The following is a 21,451-nucleotide window of genomic DNA, read 5'->3' on the forward strand; positions in this document are numbered from 1 at the left end:
TAATAGAAGTCGTCCGGCGGGCTTGAGTAAAGGAGAAAAACTCATAAGAAAATTAGATAAAGATCGGTTCAGTTTAGGAAATGTAGAGGAAGCCTATAAGGAAATCCTACGAAGAATTGGGGGTAGTGTTAATGTTTAAGGCAACGGTGTATGTAACATTACAAATGACTATAATACCGTTTGAAGCAGCTGCTAGCATCACCTACCATTGCCAGTAAAGAGTGGGTGTATCAACAATATGGCTATATGGTGAGAACCAATACAGCTGTCATACCTGGATCGGATGCTGCGGTAGTAGCCATCCGCGGCACAAGGAAAGCATTAGCGATGACGACGGATTGTAACGGAAGATATGTTTATCTTGATTCTTTCGTTGGAGGAGCAATCGCTGTTGCAGAAGCAGCCCGTAATGTCGTTTGTTCCGGTGCGGAGAATCTTCTGGCAGTTTGAAAAGGCGGCAGAGGGAATAAGTGAAGCGTGCCGTCAGCTTAATACGCCGGTCATTGGCGGGAACGTTAGTCTTTATAACGAGACAAAAGGCTAAGCAATTTTTCCAACACAAACGATTGGAATCGTAGGGTTAATTAAAGATATTGATCATATAACGACCCAAGAATTTAAAGCAGAGAGAGATTTAATCTTTCTAATTGGAGAAACCAAAGCTGAAATAGGCGGTTCGGAATACCAAAAAATCGTAAAAGAAAAAATTGAAGGGCGTCCATCACAGTTAAACCTAGAGTTGGAAAAGAAGATTCAAGTTTTTACCCTAAAGATTATTCAAGGAGGATTGGTGCAATCCGCTCATGATATAGCGGAAGGCGGTATCGCAGTGGCCCTGGCAGAAAGCTAGGAGCGGATATCCAATTAACCGAAGAACTTCGATCAGACTTTAGTCTTTTTAGTGAATCACAATCTCGTATTATTATTTCGGTTTCACCAGATCATGCTGAAAAGATTAAGGAAATCGTACAACAGCTTGAGGTACCAATAAAAGAAATCGGTATGGTTAAAGGGACGGAATTATCGATTACACATCAGGGTAAAAACGTGATTTCTCAGCCTGTTGCTGAATTGGATAGGGCATGGAGAAATGCAATTCCAGAGATTATGCAATCGGTATTAGTAAAAAAATTCAACATGCAGGAAATCTCTGCAAGTTTACCGTAAAGGAGGGAAACAAATGAGCGATGCGTACCGCCAAGCAGGAGTTAACATAGATGCAGGAAATGTAGCAGTTGAAAGAATGAAAAAACATGTAAAAAAAACCTTCCGACCTGAGGTTTTGACCGGATTAGGAGGTTTTGGTGCTCTATTTAAACCAGACTTAACGGGGATGGAAGATCCCGTTTTTGTTTCTGGTACAGATGGTGTTGGGACTAAATTGAAAATCGCCTTTGCTATGGACAAACACGATACCATCGGGATTGATGCGGTTGCGATGTGTGTAAATGATGTCATCGTTCAAGGAGCAGAGCCGTTATTTTTTCTAGACTATCTAGCCTGTGGAAAAATCATCCCTGAAAAAATTGAAGCGATCGTGAAGGGAATTTCAGATGGCTGCCTGCAGGCAGGGTGTTCACTAATTGGCGGCGAAACAGCAGAGATGCCGGGGATGTATCAAGACCATGAATATGATATCGCCGGCTTTACAGTTGGGATAGTCGATCAAAAACATGTTATTGACGGATCCAAAGTAAAAGAAGGCCAGGTACTGATCGGCTTAGCTTCTAGTGGCGTACATAGCAATGGGTTTTCACTTGTCCGAAAAGTTCTTTTGGAGGATGCTAATCTTTCCTTAGGTGATTACATGGATGAATTAGGAGCCGAATTAGGAGCGGTATTGCTTGAACCAACGAAAATTTATGTGAAATCGGTCCTTGCAACGGTGCGGAAATTTCAAGTCAGCGGTCTGGTACATGTGACAGGCGGCGGTTTTTTTGATAATATCCCACGGATTTTACCACAAGGCTTACAGGCTGAGATATGGGATGGGTCATGGAAGATCCCCCCGATTTTTTCCTTTATCCAAGCTACAGGCAAAATATCCGATTATGATATGTTCCGAACCTTTAATATGGGAATTGGAATGATTTTAGTTGTAGATTCTACCGACTCCCGGGATATTTTGGACCACCTGCAATCGATGGGTGAAGATGCGTACGAAATTGGAGCAGTGCAAAAAGGAACCAAAGAAGTCGTATTCAAGAAGGAGGAATTTACTGTAAATAAAAAGGTGTTTATACGTGAAGGAAAGTGTTGATATATGTCCTCTAAATGAGATAATAAAAATATGGAAAAACATTACAATATTACTCAAATGTCTAGTCTATTGAATGTCACAGTAAAAACCTTACAGCGCTGGGATCGAGATGGGATTTTAATCGCAAATAGGAGCCCGACCAATAGAAGGGTTTTATACACATGAACAATATTTAAAGGCTTCTGGTAAATGGCCTAACACCAAACTATAAGAAAGGAAAACCGTTATATATGCTCGTATATCTAACAGAAATCAGAAGGACGATTTGTCAAATCAAGTAGAATTCTTAAAACAATTTGCAAATGCAAATGGGGTTATCGTAGATGAAACCATTGAAGACATTGGCAGCGGATTGAACTATAAAAGAAAAAAGTGGAACCTTTTATTAAATGAAGTGATGGAAAACAAAATAGAAACCATTTTCATTGCACATAAAGATTGATTTGTACGATTTGGATTTGATTGGTTTCAACAATTATGCGAAAAGTTTGGAACAAAAATGATCATTGTTAAAAATAAAACATTATCACCCGAAGAAGAACTTGTGCAGGATTTAATTGCCATTACTCATGTTTTCAGCTGTAGGATTTACGGTCTTCGAAAATATAAGAATCGTTTAAAGGGTGAGAAGAAATGTTTGCCTACAAAGTTGAAATAGAACCGGTAAAAAAACAAAAAGTAAAAATCCATCAAGGTATAGGAGTTTGTAGATTTTTATATAACGCCTATATTAAGCACAATGAGGAGGTATACGAAAGAGAAGGAAAATTTGTCTCGCATATGGAATTTGCTAAATATGTGAATCACACGTTGAGAGCGGATAAGCCTTGGATTAATACCTGTCATAGTAAAGCAAGAAAGAAAGCATTAGCCAATGCGGAAACGGCCTTTCTAAAATTCTTTAAGGGAAAAGCGAAGTATCCAAAATTAAAGAAAAAAGGGAAACAAGACGTAAAAATTTATCTTCCGAAGAACAATGAAAAGGACTTTGTCATTGAACGGCATAGAGCTAAGATTCCCTTTCTTGGATGGGTCCGTTTAAAAGAAAAAGGATATGTACCCCAAGGCACTGATATTTCCAGTTGTACCATCAGTCAAAAAGGGGATCGATATTTTATAAGCTTTTTACTCAAATCGGATAGGAAAGAAACCAAACAAACGCTAAGTAAAAAAGGGATAGGCATTGATGTAGGTTTAAAAAATTTCGCAACCACTAGTGATGGAAATGTGTTCGGTAATATCAATAAAAGTAGAAAGGTTAGACGATTAGAAGTAACCATAAAACGAGCCCAAAGAAGCTTGTCTCGAAAACTAGAATCGAATAAAGTACTGAAAAAACAAAATAATATCCATCCTAGTGAATACGGAGCTAACATTAAAAAAGAGATTGTAAGAATTCAAAATCTTCATAGAAGGCTAGCGAATATTCGTTGGTCCTATACTAAAAGTGTGGTCAATGAAGTGGTAAAAACCAAGCCGCTTTATATTACCATAGAGGACTTAAATGTTCGCGGAATGATGCAAAATAAACATTTAAGTCGAGTGATTGCTAGTCAGAACTTTTATCGTTTTAGAGTATGGCTAGAGCAGGCATGTAGAAAAGGTAAGATAGAATTGCGAATGGTAGATCGATTCTATCCTAGTAGTAAATTATGTTCAAATTGCGGAACCAAAAAGACAAACCTTTCTTTGTCGGAGCGCACATTTGTATGCGAACACTGCGGAACGAACCTGGATCGGGATTACAATGCTAGTCTAAACTTAGAAAACGCAATACAATATAAAGTTTTAGTTGGATAATCTTCACCACTCGAAGGTTACCAATAGACACCGGCGGCTCGCCGGGGTGAGTTTGCGGAGCACGGAATCAACCTTAGTAGAGAGCTATCGTCGAGGAGGCGTGCATTGAAGCAAAAAGGGGTCTTTGCCCCATCATTTAAGATGTGCACATTTGAACACTTAAAAAGGAGCAGTAAGTATGAAGATTGCCGTTTTTGCATCAGGAACGGGTTCTAATTTTGCAGCGATTCTAGAAGCTATCAAATCCCAAAAAATCACCAACGTTCAAGTCGTTTTATTAGTTAGTGATTGCCCTGAAGCCCTTGCAGTCCAGAAAGCAAAGGATGAATCGATTCCGGTGTTTATTTTTAATGGTAAGGATTATCCAAACAAACAAGCCTATGAAGAAAAGATTCTTGAAGAGCTAATCCAAAGGAATGTTGATTTTATCGTATTGGCTGGCTATATGCGACTGTTGGGTCATGTTTTACTCGAGGCTTACGATAGAAAAATCATTAATGTACACCCATCCTTATTGCCAGCTTTCGCAGGAAAAGATGCCATTGGCCAAGCGCTCGATTATGGGGTAAAGGTGACTGGTGTCACCGTCCATTATGTGGATGAAGGAATGGATACGGGAGCTGTTATTGCACAGCGAGCCGTTTTAATCGATTCGGATGAAACAAGAGAAACATTGATAAAAAAAATTCAGGTAGAGGAGCACAGCTTGTTACCGGAAGTAATTCAAAGTCTTGCGAATAAAGAGGTATAGTGACATGAATACTGAAGAAGAAACAAAATATAATACAAAAATATTTATTCTATTTTATTATTATGCTCGGAACTCTTTTACCTTATATCAAACATCCACTGAAAATTACTAGAGGCGTTCTTTTCGAAGAGCGTCTTTTTAATTTCGCGAGAGAAGCGGTGTGTAAGTAGCTAAAAACGTTAGCCGACCCATAAAGAAAATAATATATATACCCTATATTGTATATTAGTGTTAAAGTGCTAAGTTTGAAATAAAGACATATGCTTTGTTATATCGTTTAATGAAGGGGGGCAAGTCAGACATGCAGCGAATCAAAGTCATGATTAAACTTTTCTTGAAAGAGCCACTTTGGTTTAAAATACTAATCTTATCCTCTTTACTCATTTCCATCCTATTTAGCAGTTCATTTTTTTCAAATCAAGCTTTTCTTCAAAGTCTTTCTAAAATAGCTGCTGCTGCCTTTTTCTGTGCATATGGTGTTAAGCTGAGAAGGAATTTGAAAGTATCACTGATATTCTTTATCCTAGCTGGAGTATGTATTTACCTATCAATCTTTGCAATATAGTAATATCTCAACAGAAATGGCTTGGAGATTGTCTCCAAGCCATTTTATTCTTAAATTTTTACAGAAATCATGTGTTTTGTCTATGGGTTATAGTCTAATCGTGGGACAATCGTGGAACATAGTATGAGATTGTGGTTCATTTATATGTGATAAATAACCATTTGAGTTGTGAATAAGGATGATAAAAGTAAACAATCTGGGTGGGGGAATGTATCAAATGAATAATCAATACCGTAACGATTTGTTGGAATGGTGTCATGAAACAGCTAAAAGTTTAGCTGAACAAATGGAGCAGTTATATAGAGAATTAAATGCTGATCAAAAAGAGAATGAAAGGGATTCTGCAAATCGTTGGGAAATGGAAGGACAAATCCAAATCGAGGAAGAAAAGTTGGAAAATGATTTTCAAAACGAGATGGTAATTGAATCTGACCAATATATTGATATGGAGGAACTTAACCAATACCGAGAGGATTTATTGGAGTGGTGTAACATCCTTTATTCAAATTGGAATAGAACGAAGCCGGTTTTTTCAAACCTTGTTGATAACGAAAGCCTAGAGGGATGGGAAGAAATGTGCTCTCGTTTAAATGAGAAATTACGGGAAGATCTGTCAGTAGAATACGAGGACTATGAAACAGCTAATCTCTTGTATGAACAGTGGGAAAAACTCCTTGAAGAAACGTATTCTTATCAAGAAGAAAATGAAGTGACATCCTGAACGCCAAAAACCTATTAGATGAATTATTGTATACTTCCCATATTGCGTAAACGTTGATCTGGGGCTTTTACTTTACCCGGTCCCTATTGGAGTACCTGCAAGCATATAAAATCCAAGTATGAAGCAGTACATTTTCGTCTGAAGTGTACTGCTTTTATCATGTTTATAAGTGTGAAAGGGAGTTTTTGTTTTTGCCTCTTGGGTTTGTTATAAAGTGTTCGTAAACACTACGAATGAGTACATTCTTTAATTTCTAAAATTTGATGTCTATCGAAATATTGTACTGCATGATAAAATAAATGAACTACACAACGCAGAGGTTTTTTCATAATTTATAATAGTACAATAATAATAGGTGTGATGTTATTTTGCAGAGACTAAAGACAGCAATCATTATCGTAACTGGATTTATATGTGTGGGTATGTTTTTATTTTATTTTCTAACTGACGGCAATCAAAAAAGTCTAAAAAGTGCAGCGGCCACCGCTTCTGTTAAACATGAACTAGTGAAAAATTCAGTCGTTACGGAGGATGTAACTACAGCGGCGGAAGAAGAGAAACAAATGGAAGTGGTTGAAAAGGAGGACCAGTCACTATCCGAAGAAATTAAGAAAAAGGTCCGTGAAGTAGTAGAAGGTGCCTTAGATTTATTTATTAAAGATAAAAGGATTGTGTCGATAGGTGACTCCCTAACACAAGGGGTAGGAGATGAATCAGAAAATGGCGGTTATGTCGGCATCCTTAATAACACGTTTGAGGACCATAACCTAAATATTACGATCGATAACTTCGGTAAAAAAGGGAACCGCTCCGATCAATTACTGAAACGGTTGGAAAATAAGGACATTTCCGCTGCCATCAAAGATGCGGATATTGTTCTCATCACCATTGGTGCGAATGATATTATGAAAGTATTAAAAAACAATTTATTGAACGTAACATTGGACCATTTTGAAGAAGAAAAGGTGGAATATCGTAAGCGATTAACAGCCATTTTTGATAAAATTAATGATTTGAATCCAGATACCCAAATTTATTTAATAGGTTTTTATAACCCTTTTGAGCGGCATTTTAGTGAAATCAAAGAACTTGGCATGATTATTGAAGACTGGAATAACACAGGAAAATCTCTTACAGAAGAATATGAAAATATACATTTTATTCCAACATATGATCTATTCAGTCAATCTACCATCGATTTATTAGCAGAAGATGAATTTCATCCAAACACAAGCGGTTATAAACTTATGGCCCAGCGTATTTTAGAGTATTTGAAAGATCCTAAAGGTGAATCTGAAAACACGCTAGAAGCAGCATCCTAAATCTGAAAGGTTCATAGTAGATAGAATAACTGAAGGAGCAGGAAGGATTTGCTTCTTTTTACATACCATAAAAGTGGATCAATCATGGTGATTATATACCTATCAGGAAATATGTTTAGAACTGTTCTATTCCTATATAATTTGGGCATATGAATGGAAATGGGGTACCACAGGGACGGTTCTCATGGCTCAGACTGGTTGGATAACAAGGAGTCCCATTGGTTTGGAAGGAGCAGATAACAGGGTGTCAATCACTTATTATTATTTTGGCTTGATTTTTGTATCCATTGTTTGGGGAATCAATTTTGGGATTTCGCGGTGGGCAATGGAAGTTTTTCCTGCAGAGGTGTTTGTCTTTCTTCGATTTGGACTAGCGCTGCCTGTATTATTTCTTATGTTAAAGGTGACAGAAGGCAGTGTGAAAGTAGATAAAAAGGATTTGATCAAACTAGCCTTTATTGGTTTAATTGGCATCACTGCGTTAGAAATTATGGTTATGTACTCGATCAAGTATACAACTCTTGCAAATGCTTCTTTATTAAATGTCGCTCCATGGCCCATTTTTGCTGCTCTTTTTGCACCGTTATTTATTCGTGAAAAAATAACGGCCAGAGTAGTAACGGGAGGCTTAATTGCTTTAGCGGGGGTAACGATGATCATCCTTGGCGGAAAGGATGGTTTTGATCTCAGTTCGGAGTATATGATCGGAAACTACATTGCTCTAGCGATCAGTTTAATCGGTGCATTATTTAATTTAGCGACCATGCCGTTGATGGAAAAATACTCTCCGCTTCGCGTGACTACATGGTTTATTTTCTTTGGTTCCCTCTTTTTATTTCCGATTACATTGGATAAATGGAGTACGATCCAGTGGGATAATCTATCAATTGTTACATGGGGAGCTGTTGCCTACAATGTGCTGATGTGCACCGTCGTTGCGATTGTGATTTGGAATATATCGATGAAACATGTGGGTGCAGCGAAGGCGAATTTCTTCCGTTATTTCGTTCCAGCAGCAGCTACAGTGGCAGGTGCGTTATTTTTTAACGAACCGATTTGGGCAGCACAAATCGTTGGCGGGCTCGTCATTATCCTTGGATTAGTTTGGATTGGAACGGAGAGAAAGCAGAGGCCGCCCGTGATGAAAATCTCTACCTTTAATCGAAAGTAAATGACTAGATTAATAAGGTATAAATAATTACTTAAAGTCAGTACAATTCTCAGAGTTCTCACTGTTGGTGGGAGCTCATTTTTTCTTTTAAAGGAATTGTTGTAAATATAGTCAAAAATCTCTACTTTTTAACCATTTTGGTATAGTGCGTTACGTGAACAACTTTAAGTGCTTTTTTTGAAATTACGCGTCAAATCATAAAAACCAATCGTTCCACAAATGACCACACCTGCAGATAATAACACTGTCATAAACCAATTATTTCCCCAACTTGTTAGAACGCTAAATAGACAACCTATTGCTACAGCGGTTGATGCATACTTTGCCCGCCATTTTTCAAGTTTCGAAGTCTTATTTTCACTCAATTTATGTCCTTTCCTTTCTGTCACATATATTCTGCATTAAAGTAAAATACTGTTCGTTTATGATGTATTTGGTGATTAATTACTCTTTAATAGTATTACATCATCACTTCTTACTACATAAAAAGTTAGATCATCCGCCGCAGCAAGAACAGAGGCGGAGGTTATTCTTGTTTCTGTTTCATTTGTAAAATATATGCCATATCCATTATTTTCAGGATATCCATACAAGTAACAAACTACTTTCCTATCGTTTAAGAATACGATTTGGTTCATACCTTCATTTACCGTTTCACTGATTTTATCCCATTTATATCCCACTGTTTCATATATCGTATCTTTTGATGTATATGGGTCAAAGGAATAGGCTACATCCCATACAAATGGAGTTCTATTACTTAAATTTACCGTCTCAATAGATGGTTCAATAGATAAGATTTCTTGCTTAAATAAATCTGCATTAACATCCCATAAATCTGTCTTTATTAGTTGATTCAAAATAATGATAGACAATAGAATTATCGCCATAATTGCTATAGTTTTTTTGTTTTTCATATCGATCTCTCCCAGTTTTTATACTATTGAAGTGTATTCAACTTTATAATTTATGACAAGTTTTGCCAAAGTGTTATAGGTATACTAATTTTATCATCAAAATAATAGGAATGGAGAATAAGATGAAAAGACCGAAAAAATGGACAGATTGCTATAATGCATTTTAAGCTTCATTATCTTACCTCCGAAATTTAAACAAAAGGAAGTTCTTTACAAGCCTGTGAATAATAAATTATAATTTTTAATGATAATTAAGATAATTTAAATAAGATTAAGAGTCGAGGGCAGGTTTACTTGCTCACGGCTTTTTTGCACGGGTTATAATCTTTCATTCTAGCACTAGGGTTTCGACAAGACCTGGCAATCGCCGATTATTTCTTAAAAGAATAAGACTGACAAAATGGATATCAGAGATGGGGAAAAATATTGAAAATGACCTTACAGGCTTATAAAAACATGGATCGTAATATTTGGATTCGTTTTATCGGTGAATCGATAAATGGTATTGCGATGATGATGTTAATGCCCTTTTTCGCCTTATATATGAGTGATAAGGTGGATCATTTTTGGCAAGTTGGTATTGTTATGGCTATGGGGCCAATTGCTGGAGTGCTTGGTTCATTGATAGGTGGAAAGCTTGCGGATCAATATGGAAGGAAGCCCATTATGATTGTTTCAATGGTTGGAAATGGGCTGGTGATGCTTGGGTTTATTTTTTTCGATGGCTTCTATCCTTTCTTAGTGATATCGAGTTTTTTCGGCTTGTTCAATTCACTATTTCATCCTGCGGCATCAGCTATGGTCGCAGATGTGACGGATGAAGAAGGAAGAACGGAAGCATTTGGTTTGCTGCGAATGGGTCACAATATTGGAGCAGCAATCGGCCCGTTGCTTGGTGCTTCGGTTGTGTTTTTATCAAAATCAGTTATTTTTATCATTGCTGCTTCATCCGTTTTTGTTTATTCCATTTTTCTAGCGCTCTTGCTTTCAGAAACATTACCGAAAAATAAACGAAAAAAGGAAACGAAGGTTATGGATGAAGAGGAGAAACTGCCATCTATATTTACGGTGCTCGTTAAAGATAAAATTTTATTTTTCTATATTATTACGGGAATTGTGATTTCGATGGGATTTTCACAAACGGAAGGAATGCTACCGCTGCATTTTGATCAACAATTGCCGGCACTTTCCGATGCCCAAAATCCATATCCATATTTAATGGCTTTTAACGGAGCTCTGGTTGTTGTCTTCCAATTTGCGATATCGAGCTGGGCAAGTAAGCGCAAACTTGGGAAGGTCATGCTATATGGTTCGGTTTTATTTGGTTTTGGGCTGCTTGCAGTAGGATGGCTGCCAATCTTTTTTACAAAGTTACAATTTTCCTTTTGGAGTATCCTTTTAATTCTAATCATTATCTATGGAATATACACACTAGGGGAAATGCTCTTATCACCGGTACAAATGACGTTTGTTGCGAATATTGCACCTGAGCATTTACGCGGTACCTATATGGGGGCAGCTAGTCTTCAGTGGATTGTTGGCAGTGCAGTTGGACCTATTATTGCCGGTTTTTTGCTAGATAAACACCTTGGCCAGGTTCTATTTACTGGTCTAGGAATAGGGTGTATTGTTGCCGGTATTATATATTTATCTCTTGATAAATGGGTATCACAAGCGAAGGAACGGAATCAGATTCCTCCTGTTAAAAAGGAAGTTAAAGCAGTAGAATAAATTTAACATAGCTTTATAAAGATTAAGTTATTCAAAAAAATTAAAGGATAGATTTAAATGGTTTTATCTTTTTCAACGACTGGTTTCTTGGACAAAGAGTTAGTAGTATTGAATGATTAATAGAAAAATTGATTAAATATGGTGGGTGAATGAAAAAATGCAGATTCGGGAAATGGAAGAAAGGGACAATCAAAAGATGGAGCAAATTATTAAACGCTCTTTGGAATCATTTGATTTAGACATTCCAGGTACAGCCTATTTTGACCCCCAGCTAAGCAGTCTAGCACAATTCTACAAGGAACAATTAAATGCAAAGTATTGGGTTGCTGTGAATGAACAGGATGAAGTGGTAGGAGGTGTGGGGATTGCGCCGTATGGACAGAAGACGGGGGTTTGTGAACTGCAAAAGCTATATATTATACCCGAAGCTCAAGGTATAGGGTTGTCGAAGGAACTTATGAAAGTAGCCCTCGACTTTGCCAAGGAGCATTACACTCACTGTTATTTAGAAACGATGAAGAAACTCCAAACGGCTAATCTCCTTTATACCAAATTAGGTTTTCAACAGCTTGAGAAAGCACTAGAAGGTTCGGAACATAGTACGATGGACGCTTGGTATATAAAAGAATTGTGATGATAAGTACTTTAAACAAACAGGTAGCCTAAGTGAGATAAGGTGTTGTTTCGGCAACATCTTTTTTTCATGAAGTAAAAGCAAGGAATGAAACATTATATCCTTCACATCTCGTTTACTTCTTATAATTTATGTTATAATGGGGAACTTAGAATAATTATGACTTTTACTAGGAAATGAACGGATGCCAAAAAAGCCTCCGCTAGCATTAAAATTTGGAGGTGTAAGAGAATGAATAAACGATGGACGATTGGTAAAATTAACGAATATGTTGAGAAAAACTCTGACAGTAAGTTGCTAACGACAGAATATCACGGTTTCTCCCAAAAGTTACTTTTTAAATGTGCATGTGGGAGCAACTTTGAAAAAACATTTACGAAATTTAAAAATAATAACCAGCGTAAATGCGACGTATGCGAACCGCCTAAGGCGTCACGCTAAACTATTGCAAATTAGCCCGCAAACAGTCACATTTAAATTGAATGATGTAAAGGTATGCAAGTATACCATGCTATAAAAAGTACAAAGAAATATTTAAAAAACAGATTAGGACTTCTTTTGAACTATGACCCATAATATGGACATTTAATAACAGAGCCTATGCTGCTAAAAGATGACCTCGGTATTGCACGAGGGCACTGAAAAAGTCCAATATTTAATAAAGGCAGTTGAAAGTTCAATGAACTTTCAACTGCCTTTTTACTTTATAATATTGCTATCAAATGTATGTAGGTGGTATCCAAGTGATTTCAAATCAAGAATCTCTTAACTTAAGTCCATTCATGGCTTTATACGATATTGTTGTTCCAAAAGATAATATGCTTCGTAAAATTAATGAGCTTGTAGATTTTTCATTCATACTGGAAGAATTGAAAACAAAATATTGTCTTGATAATGGTCGTAATGCCGTTTCGCCAATTCGTATGTTCAGATATTTACTTCTTAAATCTATCTATGATTTGTCAGATGTGGATGTTGTAGAACGTTCCAAATACGATATGTCATTTAAATATTTTCTCGACATGGCACCAGAGGATTCTGTTATTGACCCGAGTTCTTTAACGAAATTCCGAAAACTCCGTCTTAATGATGTGGGTTTATTAGATATGCTTATTGGAAAAACCGTTGAGATTGCTCTAGAAAAAGAGATCATTAAAAGTAAAACCATTATTGTGGATGCAACACATACAAAGGCACGTTATAACCAAAAATCACCGAAAGAGTTCTTACAAGAGAAATCAAAAAATGTCCGAAAAGCAGTATATCAAATTGATGAATCAATGAAAGAAAAATTTCCACCAAAAACGACTTCTAACGAAGTTAATGATGAATTGGATTATTGTCGTCAGGTAATTACAGTTATTGAAACTCAGCCACAAATCGCCGAGATTCCTGCTGTCAAAGAAAAATTAAACGTACTAAAAGAAGTTGTAGAAGATTATGCAGAACAACTATGTTTTTCAAATGATCCAGATGCACGCCTCGGACATAAATCGGCTGATTCTTCTTTCTTTGGATTTAAAACACATATTGCTATGAGTGATGAACGGATTATTACAGCTGCAATTGTTACTACTGGTGAGAAAAGTGATGGAAAATACTTAAAAGACCTAGTTGAAAAAAGCAAAAGTGCAGGAATGACAATAGATAGAATCATTGGTGATACAGCTTATTCAGAGAAGGATAATATCCAATATGCAAAAACCGAAGAATTTCAACTAGTATCTAAACTAAATCCACAGATCACACAAGGTGGACGTGCTAAAGAGGATGAGTTTGAGTTTAATAAAGATGCAGGTATGTACGTTTGTAAAGCAGGTCACATGGCAATACGAAAAGCACGAACAGGAAAGAAGAATCAAGGGCAAAATCAAAAAGACACCTATTACTTTGATATTAAAAAATGTAGAGTATGTCCGTTCCGTGATGGCTGTTATAAGGAAGGAGCAAAAAGTAAAACATATTCAGTTTCAATAAGATCCACTGAACACAAGGAACAAGAAGCATTCCAAAACAGTGAAGAGTTTAAGGAACATGCACGCTCTCGTTATAAAATTGAGGCAAAAAATAGTGAATTAAAACATAGACACGGGTATGAAACGGCATCATCTGCGGGTTTATTTGGTATGGAAATTCAAGGAGCCACAGCGATATTTACAGTTAACATCAAGCGAATTCTGAAACTCCTTAATGAAAAAGAATAAAAAAAAAAGGCAATTTTCCGCCTAAAAAACAGACGGAAAATTGCCTTTTTGTATTCATTTTAGATTACAGAAATAAAAAACGTAAGTTTTTCAGTGCCCTCGTATTGCACCGGGGTCATCTTTTTTAATCCCCACTGGTAACGATGATTATTGTACTCCTCGATATATAAATCCACTATCTGCTTTAACTCAATAAAACTATTACATTCTTTATAATCAACCTCATCTTTAAAATGACCAAAGAAGGATTCCATTGGAGCGTTATCCCAACAGTTACCCTTACGGGACATTGATTGGGTTATATTCAACTTCTTTACTCTCTTTTGAAAGAGGGGGTGAGTGTAATGGAAGCCCTGATCTGAGTGTAGAATCGCTTCTGGGTGGAACTGATTCTGCATAGCTTCTTTTAACTTACCTAATGTTTTATAAACAATATTCATCTTTAATGAAGTGGATAAATAAAGGGCTAGTATTTCATTCGTACTGCTATCTTTAACACATGATAAATAGGCTTTTTGACCGTTTGCATAATATAGATATGTGATATCTGTTAATAACACTTTTCCTGGTTCCTCTTGATTAAACTCACGGTTTAAAATGTTAGAGCATGTTTTATGTTCTTGAGTAGCTTTGGACATTTTTTTGTAGGGGTTTGCATTTCTAACCTTCGCAACTAGTCCATACTTACGCATTAACCTTCTAATTTTCTTGTGATTCATTATTACAAAATAATCGTTTTCTAAGATCATTTTGATTGGTAACGCCCCAACTTTTTCCTTCTTTTGCTTAAAGATAGACAAGATTAGTCCAAAATCCACTTCATCATCTAAGTCTTTTTGTTGGAGAATGGAAGCTGCCTTTAACCAAGCATAGTACCCACTTCTACTCACTCCTGCTAGTTCACATAAGTAACTCACTATGTTTTTTAGTTTGTGTTGACGAATAATGTGTTCAATAAGTTCGAATTTTTCTGATGGTGTTAATATCGTTTCTTCTTCAACGCCTGCCTCTCTAATTCCTCTAGCTTTTTTAAGAAGTCATTCTCAGCTTCTAAGAACTTAATTTTAGCTTCAGCCTTCTTCAGTCTTTCTTCCACAGATAGTTCCTTCGAGGAGGGGCGTCCAGTACTTGCCTTTCCTCTACGCTCTGTTTGAAGACCTAATTCACCAAACTTTTCAAAGGTTGCACGCCATCTTTGTAAACATCTCTTTGGCTGATCTTTACCTATCACTTCAATGTTAAAGTCATGGTCAATAAAAATTTGGGAAGCACTTTTCCCTTTATGATATTCCTTTACCGCCTTTACTTTGAAGTCAGGCTCATAGGAAATAGAACGATTTGAAACACGTATAACATTAGGATTCTTCTCTAACTCTTTAATCTGGTATTCGGTAAATAGATTCTTACTCATTTAAATCCTCCGTCCACAATAATTCATTTATTATAAAACAGGTTTTCATTCAGGGGACATAGAAAAACCCGATTAAAGGGGCACTTTTTATTTAGTGTCCATTAATCGGGTGCATGAATGCAGGGGCTTGTGGTTGTTTGTTTTGGTCACACTTTAGTTCAAACGGGTAGGCCATTAGATCCATCTCCTTGGTTGTTCACATCGACAATTCTCAACATAAATCTGCTATAATATTAAGTGATAAAAGGAGGAGGTGAGAAAAAGTGGAAAAAACACTGAATTTGATTTTGGCTGAACAAAAAAGACAAGGTGATTTATTACATCAATTAATTAATGCTGTTGGAGTAACAAATGTAAAAGTTGCCGAAATGGACGGAAGAATTACTAAACTAGATTGTAAAATTACCGAAATGGACGGAAGAATTACTGAACTGGATTGTAATATTACCGAAATGAACGGAAAAGTGGCCATAATTGAAAAAAAATTAGATTCCGTCATCGAGGAGGTTAAAGAAATAAAGGGGACAATGGCAACAAAACATGACCTAGGATACTATGATCAAATGATTTCAGAGCATTCCAGGGAAATTTATAAACTAAAAAATCATTAAACCTCTCCAATGAAACTCTTCAATAATATGCGTATTTGAATCTGAAATTCATAACATCTTAAGTTAAAGCTATTATAAGTCATAGCCTCTTTGTTTATCCTGCACTTATATAAAAAAGAAAAAGACAGCGTCCGATTACTAAGTGCCAGGGACCATCCATAAATGAGGTGCCTGGCACTTTACGTGACCTAAAAAACGTATCCACGTTCCTCACCTTTACTAGCTTTACTTGTACATTTCATTTTCTAAAATAATCACATTCTCATTGTAGGAAGTGTTAGCGACATGCTTTGTATTCTCCACTAAACGATAGATATTATCACAGCATTGTTTGGCACCTGCAACTAATAACGGGACACCGATGACGTCAATCTTCAACCTTCTTGAAAATAATCCCCCAAGTGACATGGCCAAAGGAACGGTTGGAGAGGTATTGGAAAATACAAGTTTTTCGTTTAAAGAAAATTTTTCCTGAAAGAGCAACGCCAATTCTCTCATGGCTGGCACAACATACTTGTTTCGTTTCCGGCCAATGGAATAAACGGAGTTACCTTCCTCATCGATCCCGTGAAAAAGAAGTTTCCCAAAATCCTTTTTCGTTAACTGATTGAAATATTGGACATTAAGGATTTCTTCCTTCGTCAGCTTTTTTTCTGATTGAGGCAATTGTTTCAAGTGATAGGCAGCTGCCAAAGCTGTAGAGTGCGTCCCAGCGAAATCATTATAAATATAAAACATTGAAAATCATCCTCTAAATTTTTATCCTATCTATAATATGGGTATTTTTTGTATAAACATACAAAGTGGTACGGGGAGTACCTTGGGGACGGTTCTCATGGTTCACAAAAAAACACTCAAAAATGTTGAATGATCAATGTTTGTGAGTGTTTTTTGTTTATTGAAGATAATTTGGATTTTGTTGTTTACCAGCAATTTCTTGAAATTTATTCACATTATCACCTTTTTAAAGTAGTCACTATTAAATTTCCCAATTTTAGCTAATCTATCCATGGGAAATTTAGGTATGGCTCCTCACTTCCAACCGAAGAATCTTAAAGCTAATTATGCCATAATCTATTTTAATTAATGAAATAGTAAAGGTAAAAGAAGCAGCACCAGCTCAAATTGCTCTTGCATAGGTTCTTGTCCAGAAGCCATGAATTGTTCCCATTCCAGCAGCAAGAAAGAGGGTTCGATTTTTTTAATGATGGTTCGGTTTATTAAAGATACTTGAAGAAACAATCGAAGTATTACGGTTAATACCTAATAAAATAGGAATCTTTGGAGGCTGCATATTATGAGGGGTCATAAAATTAAATTTGTAAAATTGAAAAGAAAGTGCTAAGGTGAAAAATTTTATTAGACGGGCAGGGTTTTTGAACAAGCCACTTATTTTATCAGTGGCTTTCAAAATTGGTTACCTATTTATAGGTCCTTTTAATTCCAATAATAATTCGTAGTCAACGAATTGTTCAAAATCCTTTGGCTTGGCCAATTGTATCCCTCTTTTAGAGGCAGCTGCAATTATTAATCCTAATTCATAGTACATATATTTGGAAACTAAACCAGTTGAGATCATTTTCTCCATTTCATAATAAAATTGAATCAAAAAATCACTAGGTAATCTTTCATACAAAGACATGTTGAATACCACCTTCAATACCTACTATACTAATAGGAATAATACCATTTAAAATTGTAAATGAAAAGATACTTTTTTCAAAACAAACATAAATCGATTTTAGTATATTTTCTTGTGTGATATTGTATTGAAAGTAATGATGTAGCGAAGTGTTATTGCATTGTTTGTTGAATAATCAGCCGATTCATTTTCAGTAGAATAAGGGAGTCCCCTAAAATAGTAAGTTTTAACATCCAGCCATTTTACAAGCAAAAATGCTTTGTTTGAAGACTTACCAATTCTGGGAAAGAGGGTTGGTCCAGCAATGTGAATCCCCATGAAACATAGACAAATAAAACTAATATGGTATTCTTTTGGTATATTTAAAGATTGAAAGGTTGAATGTGATGTACAAGAAACAAGATTTATTAAATCATCTTGAAGAATTGGGAATCGACGAAAATGGAACATTACTTGTTCATTCATCCATGAAAAGTATTGGGCATGTAGAGGGTGAAGCTGATACTGTCCTTGATGCACTTTCGGAATATATGAAAAATGGTCTTTTGGTTTTTCCTACCCATACATGGTCGTATATTAATGCAGAGAATCCTCGATTTTATGTCAATGACTCTACATCTTGTGTGGGTTTATTAACGGAACTGTTTCGACAACGTCCGGGTGTTGTTCGCTCATGGCATCCAACGCATTCGGTAGCTGCCTTGGGAAAAGGAGCAAATAAATTTATTGCGGGAAATGAACAATTCGACACACCTTGTGCAAGGGAATCGAGTTGGGGGAAATTACTCGATCAGAAAGCAGCCATCTTGTTAATCGGAGTCGATTTACGAAGATGTACATATATTCATGGAGTCGAGGAATGGTTTGATATACCAGGTCGATTGACCGATGAACACGAAATGCTTTACACAATATTACCGGATAAAACGGAAATTTCCATACCGCAAAGAAGACATATTGGTCATACCTCAGAAAAATACAATCGAGTTGAAGATATTTTTCTAAATAATCAAGTTATGTACAAAGGACAATTTGGCGATGCAACAGTAAGAGTATGTGATACAGTGAAAATGACAGATGTGCTAAATCACTTACTTAAAGAAAAACCAGATTTATTTTCATGATTGATAGGGACAGTTCTCGTGCATCATTTGCATTTTCAAATGATACATGGGAACGGTCCCTTTTTTATCATTGTTTCAATGCATGATTGCTTAAAAGAAATAAAAAAATTAATCAGATACGGGGAAGTTTGAAACAATGCAGAATCGGGAAGTGGATGAGTACACTCCAAACCCAACCCGTATTATTGGTATAGGTGATATGGTGTTGGGGACCAGTTTTAATAAAATCTTTATTAAGCTAATGTTTGGCAATAGGTTAGGATAATGAACGCTGCGGCGGTCATTTTTTCATGTTTCACTACCTGGGCAAGTTAGTTGTGAAAGCTGTACAAATATCACACATCTTAATAGTAAAAATGAAAGATCTATCTGAAATGAAAAATGGGAAGCGACAAATAATAGGGTGAGTAGAAAATAGGTTTCAAATCCAAACTAGTTGGGAATTAACAGCATATATGACAAATTAAAAAAGGGGTCATTCAAGGGAAACATCATGATGATTAAATGAGTACTTTATCAAAAGTTGTCACAAACAACTATTGAGTCAGGTTAGTAGAATCAAGCATAAAGGAGAGTTTGCAATGAAGCGTTTTGAAGATAAAGTAGTGATTATTACAGGTGGAGGTTCTGGATTAGGACAAGAAACAGCTGTTCGTCTGGCAAAAGAAGGCGCAAAATTATCCTTAGTAGATCTAAATGAAAAAGGATTAGAAGAAACAAAAGCAAAAATTTCAGAAGTTGCACCAAACACAGAAGTCATCTTAATTACGGCAAACGTGGCAGATGATCAAGCGGTTCAAAATTATGTAAACAAAACAGTGGAGAGTTTTGGTAAGATTGATGGTTTCTTCAATAATGCAGGGATTGAAGGGAAACAAAGTATAACAGAAGACTTCGGTATGGATGAATTCGATAAAGTTATTAATGTTAACTTAAAAGGTGTATTCTATGGCTTAAAATATGTGTTAAAAGTAATGAGAGAACAAGGTTATGGTTCGATTGTCAACACTGCCTCTGTTGGCGGTACCCGCGGTGTTGGTAATCAATCAGGATATGCTGCCAGTAAACATGGTGTCGTTGGTTTAACTCGTAATTCAGCGGTAGAATATGGTCAATATGGTATTACGGTCAATGCCATAGCTCCAGGTGCCATCATGACACCAATGGTAGAAGCATCATTAAAACAAATTGATCCTGTAAATTGGGAAGAAGCAGGAAAAGAATTTGTCAGTGTAAACCCTACGAAACGTTTTGGCAGACCAGAAGAAGTGGCAAGTGTGGTCGCTTTCTTATTATCAGGTGAAGCCACATTTGTGAATGCAGCTGTCATTAATATTGACGGTGGTCAATCTTATAAATATTAATTTAGTTATGAGTAATGGTGCATGTTAAACAAGCAAAACCCCTTCAAAATACAATTGAAGGGGTTTTTTAATACTATTTTTTTCAGTACAGTTGTATTAAGACGAATAGAAAGCGTCCTTAATACCATTATTCTTTAACTTCTTAATCATTTTCTCCGCATTGGATTTACTTGAAAAGGCACCAGCCTGAACGCGATAATACGTTTTGTCATTTATCACTTTTTTAACGACAATCGCTTCAATCTCATTCTTTTTCAAAAATTCAACTCGCATATCAGCATTACCTTTCTTGGTAAAAGAACCAGCGATGGCCACATACAATGGTTTGGTTTGTTCAAAATCTGGAATGATTAACGTTTTGCCAGCAATAATTTTATTGCTTTTTAGTTGGTTGTATTCCTTTAAATCCTCAACCGATACATGGTATTTCTTTGAAAGTTTATATAATGTATCACCTTTCTTTATCGTAATAGTTTGATCCTCGGCAAATGCCATCCCATGACCGAAAAAAAATACCGCCCCCATCAACACCGTACACACAACAACCTGCATGAAACGTTTAAATTTTTTCATGTTATTTTATCACCTCATATATTTTGACGAGGGAAATACCGTTTCGATTCTATTAAATAAGCCCAATTATGGTTCTAAAACAAAAAAGGGCGGATTCTGTTCATTATTTACTAAAGCACATATGATGCTAGGGTGACATATGGGTAAATAAATAACAGAAATATAAGGGACTCTTTTACAGGGTGTTCTTGTGGTGGGACCGTTACCATGTCTAAAGGCTACACTTTTTTAACATCTTGGTGTATGATAGCAATGTAAGCGCATACATTTTTAAAGGGAGATGATAGCATGTATATTTATGGGAATGATTATATCAAATATTTAAACGATGACAGGAAACGACCATCAACGTATGACCAATGGAAACATAAAAATAGTCAACCGGATTACAATAAACGTATTCCATCTGGGATGGAAACAATCAGATATACGAATGGATATTTTTCTTCAGGCGTTTCTACTAGAAATTAATAGTTTGGTTGAATGGTATGGGGAGCCCCAGTGATGATTGAAAAATTAATGGTAGTAATACAAAATAAGAAGAAACAGAATTCAGAACATGATCGTTTCGTAACTATAAATTTAGTAGGACATTAAAGACACTGGTAAATGGACAACAGCAGTGTCTTTTTATATTTTAAAATGAAATT

At 36.1% G+C, this 21,451-nt stretch carries 24 protein-coding genes and 1 pseudogene; 19 read left to right on the top strand and 6 right to left on the bottom strand.

Going from position 1 to position 21,451, the window contains the following annotated elements; genetic code table 11:
• Positions 1 to 180: 180 nt before the first annotated feature.
• The 10 genes and pseudogenes from AC2TFD_RS13015 to AC2TFD_RS13060 all read left to right on the top strand — a co-directional run.
• Positions 181 to 1,167, top strand: a pseudogene (locus AC2TFD_RS13015) (AIR synthase related protein); the annotation flags it as partial.
• A gap of 13 nt (positions 1,168 to 1,180) precedes the next feature.
• Positions 1,181 to 2,260: a phosphoribosylformylglycinamidine cyclo-ligase gene (gene purM / locus AC2TFD_RS13020; RefSeq protein ID WP_484675879.1), complete on the top strand. Its 1,080-nt coding sequence runs from the start codon at positions 1,181 to 1,183 to the stop codon at positions 2,258 to 2,260.
• A 57-nt stretch (positions 2,261 to 2,317) separates the two neighbouring features.
• Positions 2,318 to 2,425, top strand: coding sequence for a MerR family DNA-binding transcriptional regulator (locus tag AC2TFD_RS13025; protein WP_484676307.1), 108 nt, complete (start codon positions 2,318 to 2,320; stop codon positions 2,423 to 2,425).
• Positions 2,426 to 2,525: 100 nt separating this feature from the next.
• A complete protein-coding gene (locus tag AC2TFD_RS13030) occupies positions 2,526 to 2,702 on the top strand; it encodes a recombinase family protein (RefSeq protein WP_484675880.1) in 177 nt (58 codons plus the stop codon).
• A gap of 191 nt (positions 2,703 to 2,893) precedes the next feature.
• Entirely contained in the window at positions 2,894 to 4,060 is a 1,167-nt protein-coding gene (locus AC2TFD_RS13035) for an RNA-guided endonuclease InsQ/TnpB family protein (RefSeq protein ID WP_484675881.1), read from the top strand.
• 178 nt (positions 4,061 to 4,238) lie between these two features.
• The gene (gene purN, locus AC2TFD_RS13040) at positions 4,239 to 4,811 is read left to right on the top strand and encodes a phosphoribosylglycinamide formyltransferase (protein ID WP_484675882.1); all 573 of its coding nucleotides are present in this window, start codon (positions 4,239 to 4,241) and stop codon (positions 4,809 to 4,811) included.
• Positions 4,812 to 5,112: 301 nt separating this feature from the next.
• Positions 5,113 to 5,376 carry a hypothetical protein gene (locus tag AC2TFD_RS13045; protein ID WP_484675883.1) on the top strand — a complete coding sequence of 88 codons (264 nt, stop codon included), beginning with the start codon at positions 5,113 to 5,115 and terminating at the stop codon, positions 5,374 to 5,376.
• 217 nt (positions 5,377 to 5,593) lie between these two features.
• Entirely contained in the window at positions 5,594 to 6,097 is a 504-nt protein-coding gene (locus AC2TFD_RS13050) for a hypothetical protein (protein ID WP_484675884.1), read from the top strand.
• 368 nt (positions 6,098 to 6,465) lie between these two features.
• Complete coding sequence (locus tag AC2TFD_RS13055) at positions 6,466 to 7,419, top strand: SGNH/GDSL hydrolase family protein (protein WP_484675885.1); 954 nt, start codon at positions 6,466 to 6,468, stop codon at positions 7,417 to 7,419.
• Positions 7,420 to 7,603: 184 nt separating this feature from the next.
• Positions 7,604 to 8,590, top strand: coding sequence for a DMT family transporter (locus AC2TFD_RS13060; RefSeq protein ID WP_484675886.1), 987 nt, complete (start codon positions 7,604 to 7,606; stop codon positions 8,588 to 8,590).
• A 164-nt stretch (positions 8,591 to 8,754) separates the two neighbouring features.
• Here the strand turns inward: AC2TFD_RS13060 and AC2TFD_RS13065 are convergent, their stop codons facing one another.
• Together AC2TFD_RS13065 and AC2TFD_RS13070 are read right to left on the bottom strand one after the other, a co-directional pair.
• Entirely contained in the window at positions 8,755 to 8,955 is a 201-nt protein-coding gene (locus tag AC2TFD_RS13065; protein ID WP_484675887.1) for a hypothetical protein, read from the bottom strand.
• 75 nt (positions 8,956 to 9,030) lie between these two features.
• Positions 9,031 to 9,507 (bottom strand): hypothetical protein, encoded by a 477-nt coding sequence (locus AC2TFD_RS13070; protein WP_484675888.1) that lies wholly within the window; start codon positions 9,505 to 9,507, stop codon positions 9,031 to 9,033.
• Between the two features lie 426 nt (positions 9,508 to 9,933).
• On the opposite strand from AC2TFD_RS13070, the gene AC2TFD_RS13075 reads away from it, so the two are divergent.
• The 4 genes from AC2TFD_RS13075 to AC2TFD_RS13090 all read left to right on the top strand — a co-directional run bounded on the left by AC2TFD_RS13075 (position 9,934) and on the right by AC2TFD_RS13090 (position 14,076).
• Positions 9,934 to 11,238 (top strand): MDR family MFS transporter, encoded by a 1,305-nt coding sequence (locus tag AC2TFD_RS13075; protein WP_484675889.1) that lies wholly within the window; start codon positions 9,934 to 9,936, stop codon positions 11,236 to 11,238.
• Between the two features lie 157 nt (positions 11,239 to 11,395).
• A complete protein-coding gene (locus AC2TFD_RS13080) occupies positions 11,396 to 11,872 on the top strand; it encodes a GNAT family N-acetyltransferase (protein WP_484675890.1) in 477 nt (158 codons plus the stop codon).
• Positions 11,873 to 12,103: 231 nt separating this feature from the next.
• Positions 12,104 to 12,313 carry a hypothetical protein gene (locus AC2TFD_RS13085; RefSeq protein WP_484675891.1) on the top strand — a complete coding sequence of 70 codons (210 nt, stop codon included), beginning with the start codon at positions 12,104 to 12,106 and terminating at the stop codon, positions 12,311 to 12,313.
• A 302-nt stretch (positions 12,314 to 12,615) separates the two neighbouring features.
• Positions 12,616 to 14,076: an IS1182 family transposase gene (locus tag AC2TFD_RS13090; RefSeq protein WP_484674836.1), complete on the top strand. Its 1,461-nt coding sequence runs from the start codon at positions 12,616 to 12,618 to the stop codon at positions 14,074 to 14,076.
• A gap of 59 nt (positions 14,077 to 14,135) precedes the next feature.
• Here the strand turns inward: AC2TFD_RS13090 and AC2TFD_RS13095 are convergent.
• A protein-coding gene (locus tag AC2TFD_RS13095; RefSeq protein WP_484675892.1) for an IS3 family transposase occupies positions 14,136 to 15,487 on the bottom strand; the annotation gives its coding sequence in 2 pieces (ribosomal slippage) (positions 14,136 to 15,064 and positions 15,064 to 15,487; 1,353 coding nt in all).
• 263 nt (positions 15,488 to 15,750) lie between these two features.
• On the opposite strand from AC2TFD_RS13095, the gene AC2TFD_RS13100 reads away from it, so the two are divergent.
• On the top strand, positions 15,751 to 16,098 hold the full coding sequence (locus AC2TFD_RS13100; RefSeq protein ID WP_484675893.1) for a hypothetical protein: 348 nt from the start codon (positions 15,751 to 15,753) through the stop codon (positions 16,096 to 16,098).
• A gap of 225 nt (positions 16,099 to 16,323) precedes the next feature.
• Here the strand turns inward: AC2TFD_RS13100 and AC2TFD_RS13105 are convergent, their stop codons facing one another.
• A complete protein-coding gene (locus AC2TFD_RS13105) occupies positions 16,324 to 16,836 on the bottom strand; it encodes a DUF3189 family protein (protein ID WP_484675894.1) in 513 nt (170 codons plus the stop codon).
• A 679-nt stretch (positions 16,837 to 17,515) separates the two neighbouring features.
• Entirely contained in the window at positions 17,516 to 17,740 is a 225-nt protein-coding gene (locus AC2TFD_RS13110) for a hypothetical protein (RefSeq protein ID WP_484675895.1), read from the bottom strand.
• A gap of 386 nt (positions 17,741 to 18,126) precedes the next feature.
• Between AC2TFD_RS13110 and AC2TFD_RS13115 the strand changes: the two genes are divergently transcribed.
• The 3 genes from AC2TFD_RS13115 (at position 18,127) to AC2TFD_RS13125 (ending at position 20,228) form a co-directional block, all read left to right on the top strand.
• A complete protein-coding gene (locus AC2TFD_RS13115; protein ID WP_484675896.1) occupies positions 18,127 to 18,864 on the top strand; it encodes an AAC(3) family N-acetyltransferase in 738 nt (245 codons plus the stop codon).
• A 136-nt stretch (positions 18,865 to 19,000) separates the two neighbouring features.
• The gene (locus tag AC2TFD_RS13120) at positions 19,001 to 19,129 is read left to right on the top strand and encodes a hypothetical protein (protein WP_484675897.1); all 129 of its coding nucleotides are present in this window, start codon (positions 19,001 to 19,003) and stop codon (positions 19,127 to 19,129) included.
• Positions 19,130 to 19,445: 316 nt separating this feature from the next.
• Positions 19,446 to 20,228 (top strand): glucose 1-dehydrogenase, encoded by a 783-nt coding sequence (locus AC2TFD_RS13125; RefSeq protein ID WP_484675898.1) that lies wholly within the window; start codon positions 19,446 to 19,448, stop codon positions 20,226 to 20,228.
• 96 nt (positions 20,229 to 20,324) lie between these two features.
• Here the strand turns inward: AC2TFD_RS13125 and AC2TFD_RS13130 are convergent, their stop codons facing one another.
• Positions 20,325 to 20,801: a LysM peptidoglycan-binding domain-containing protein gene (locus AC2TFD_RS13130; RefSeq protein ID WP_484675899.1), complete on the bottom strand. Its 477-nt coding sequence runs from the start codon at positions 20,799 to 20,801 to the stop codon at positions 20,325 to 20,327.
• A gap of 288 nt (positions 20,802 to 21,089) precedes the next feature.
• On the opposite strand from AC2TFD_RS13130, the gene AC2TFD_RS13135 reads away from it, so the two are divergent.
• Positions 21,090 to 21,272, top strand: a complete 183-nt coding sequence (locus tag AC2TFD_RS13135; protein WP_484675900.1) for a hypothetical protein — start codon at positions 21,090 to 21,092, stop codon at positions 21,270 to 21,272.
• Positions 21,273 to 21,451 lie beyond the last annotated feature (179 nt).

It is taken from the genome of Neobacillus sp. plas4 (assembly GCF_057221695.1).